The sequence below is a fragment of the Inquilinus limosus MP06 genome (genome assembly GCF_000767795.1).
Classification (GTDB): domain Bacteria; phylum Pseudomonadota; class Alphaproteobacteria; order DSM-16000; family Inquilinaceae; genus Inquilinus; species Inquilinus limosus_E.
Genome location: NZ_JANX01000725.1, coordinates 1 through 2,611 on the forward strand (window position 1 = coordinate 1; position 2,611 = coordinate 2,611).

General features: G+C 70.3%; 4 protein-coding genes. 3 read left to right on the forward strand and 1 reads right to left on the reverse strand.

Annotation, left to right across the window (positions count from 1 at the left end; all coding sequences use genetic code 11):
• Positions 1–573: S1C family serine protease (locus tag P409_RS31475; RefSeq protein ID WP_034847809.1), on the reverse strand; the 573-nt coding region annotated here is incomplete at its 3' end.
• A gap of 186 nt (positions 574–759) precedes the next feature.
• Here P409_RS31475 and P409_RS31480 point away from each other — a divergent pair.
• From P409_RS31480 to P409_RS31490, 3 genes are all read left to right on the forward strand, one after another.
• Positions 760–1,239 carry an Lrp/AsnC family transcriptional regulator gene (locus P409_RS31480; protein WP_034847812.1) on the forward strand — a complete coding sequence of 160 codons (480 nt, stop codon included), beginning with the start codon at positions 760–762 and terminating at the stop codon, positions 1,237–1,239.
• Positions 1,240–1,294: 55 nt separating this feature from the next.
• A complete protein-coding gene (locus tag P409_RS31485; protein ID WP_034847815.1) occupies positions 1,295–1,927 on the forward strand; it encodes a hypothetical protein in 633 nt (210 codons plus the stop codon).
• Positions 1,928–2,063: 136 nt separating this feature from the next.
• On the forward strand, positions 2,064–2,552 hold the full coding sequence (locus P409_RS31490; protein WP_052121624.1) for a peptidylprolyl isomerase: 489 nt from the start codon (positions 2,064–2,066) through the stop codon (positions 2,550–2,552).
• Positions 2,553–2,611: the final 59 nt, after the last annotated feature.

Consider the following 2,611-nt stretch of genomic DNA (forward strand, 5'->3'; position numbering starts at 1 on the left):
GCCGGGGTTCAGCGCCGCGTCGGTCTGCAGCACGCCGTCGATCAGCCGGCCGGACTGGCCGCGCAGCGACCGGCCGAGGGCGCTGACCACGCCGGCCGTCACCGTCGCTTCGAAGCCGAGCGGGTTGCCGATGGCGACCACCAGCTGGCCGACCTGCAGCGCGGCGGAGGAGCCGAGCGGCGCCCATCCCGGCACGCTGTCATGCAGGCGCAGCACCGCCAGATCGGTGTCCGGATCCTCGCCCACCGGCCAGGCAACGACGCTGCGGCCGTCGCTGAGCGTCGCGGTGATGCTGGTCGCCCCGTTCACCACATGGCTGTTGGTCAGGACGAAACCGTCCGGGGTGAAGATGACGCCGGAGCCGCTGCCGCGCGGCCCGACCGTGCCGTCCGGCCCCTTGCCGAGGACGCGCAGATGCACGACCGCGGGCGCCGCGGCGCGCACGGCGTCGATCACGGTGCGGGAATAGGCGTCGAGCGCGTCCGCCCCGGCGGAGGTGGCGGCGGTCGGGGTCGAGGCCTCGGGCCTCGGCGCCGAAGCGTCGAGGAGGAAGCGGGTTTCGTAGCCGGGCATGGCAGGACCTTGGGAACGGAGGGGACGCGCCGGCCGGCGCGTCCCGTTTCCGTTCATGTAGGCACCGCAGCAGGAGAACCCAAGGGGAACATCGCCACACCGAACCGGCGGCTGACGGGGGCGGCGGCCGGGCGTATGGTCCGGCATGCGCGATTCGCGCATCAGTCACGGCGAGGATGCCCGGAGATGGCGACGGAGACGCTGGATGGCTTCGACTGGCGGATCCTCGCGGCCCTGCAGGACGACGCCCGGATGAGCAACATCGCCCTGGCCGAACGGGTGCTGCTGTCGCCGTCGCAATGCGCCCGGCGGCTGCAGCGGCTGGAGGAAGCAGGGGTGATCCGCGGCTATGCCGCCCTCCTGGACCCCGACCGCATCGGCCTGTCGGTCGCCGCCTACATCTCGATCACGCTGGAGAAGCACGGCGCCTTCACCGCCGAGGCCTTCCGCGAGGCGGTGCAGCGCCATCCGGAGATCGTCGAGTGCTGCGCCGTGACCGGCGACGCCGACTACGAGCTGCGGGTGGTGGCGCCCGACCTGAAGGACCTGTCGCGCTTCATCATGGACAGCCTGATGCGGATCGACGGCGTCTCCGCCATCCGCTCGCGCATCGTGCTCGACACCATCAAGGACAGCCGCCGCCTGCCGCTGCCCCCCGCGCCCTGACCGCGCCGCATTCGCCGTCCCATCCTGCGATCTACCGAATCAGACGAGACCGACCATGAGCCCCCGCCTGCTGCTGGCCGCCCTCCTCGCCCTCGGCATCGCCGGACCGGCCGCGGCGGCGGAGCCGGCGAAGCACCGCTTCACCGAGCTGACGCCGATCCCGCTGAAGCCGGGGCCGAACACGATCGAGCGCTTCGCCCCGGACGGACGCAGCGCCATCGTCACCCTGGGCTGGCGCGAGAACGGCAACGCCCATGGCTACGACCTGTACCTGGTGCTGATGGCGGGCAACAGCGGCGTGCCGGAAGTGGTGGGCTTCGACACCCTGACCCGGGACGGCGGCGGCTTCGAGGACACCATCCGGGACGACCCGCACACCGGCGAGGACGTGGTGCGCAGCGTGCGCTTCGTCCGCGGCAGGATCGACGGCCAGCCCGGCACCTTCGTCTTCGTCGCCCAGCGCGGCTTCGACCCGGGGGAGGGCATCCCGGGCCCGAGCCTGGTCGACTTTACCGTGTTCAAGCTGGTGCCGGGCGAGGATGTCGGCACCACCAGCGACATGTTCCAGCCGGTCGAGCGGGTGCGGTCCAGCACCAGGTTCTGCCATGCCGAGAAGGCGCTGCTGCAGCAGTACGGCCTGCCGCTGACCAGGAGCTATGCCGGGCCGGACACGGCCGACGGCTGCTGATCGCGCGGGGCCGCATGCCGCACCGGGTTGCTCTCGGGCCCGACCCGTGCTTGTGTCTCGCCACTTCTTGCGACCCGTCTGGAGCGCCCAGCGCATGACGCGTTTCTTCCAACTTCTCGGGAGTCTTCTCCTCGCCATGGCCATCACCCAGGGGGCTTCGGCCCGCGATCTCGAAAACACGCTCTATCTCGACCTGACCTATGGCCGGGTGGTGATCGAGCTGCGCCCCGACCTGGCGCCGAAGCATGTCGCCCGGATCAAGGAGCTGGTGCGGCAGGGCTTCTACAACGGTGTCAAGTTCCACCGCGTGATCGAGGGCTTCATGGCCCAGACCGGCGATCCGACCGGCACCGGCATGGGCGGCTCCGGCCAGAAGATCGACGCCGAGTTCAGCCAGGAGCCGTTCAAGCGCGGCACCGTCGGCATGGCCCGGGCGCAGAGCCCGAACAGCGCCGACAGCCAGTTCTTCATCATGTTCGCCAATGGCGACTTCCTGAACGGCCAGTACACCGTCTGGGGCCAGGTGGTTGAGGGCATGGAGTTCGTCGACAAGATCAAGCGCGGCGAGCCGCCGGCCAACCCGGACATCATCGTCAAGCTGCAGGTCGCGGCCGACGCCCAGTAGGGCACGGTTGCAGATCGATCGACGCGAAGCCCGGCCGCCCCATCTTTCAAAAAGGTAAT

What these genes read in the sequence shown, in the direction of transcription:
- P409_RS31490 (WP_052121624.1), top strand. Translation starts at nt 2,064, where the DNA reads ATGGCCATCACCCAGGGGGCTTCGGCCCGCGATCTCGAAAACACGCTC.
- P409_RS31485 (WP_034847815.1), top strand. Translation starts at nt 1,295, where the DNA reads ATGAGCCCCCGCCTGCTGCTGGCCGCCCTCCTCGCCCTCGGCATCGCC.
- P409_RS31480 (WP_034847812.1), top strand. Translation starts at nt 760, where the DNA reads ATGGCGACGGAGACGCTGGATGGCTTCGACTGGCGGATCCTCGCGGCC.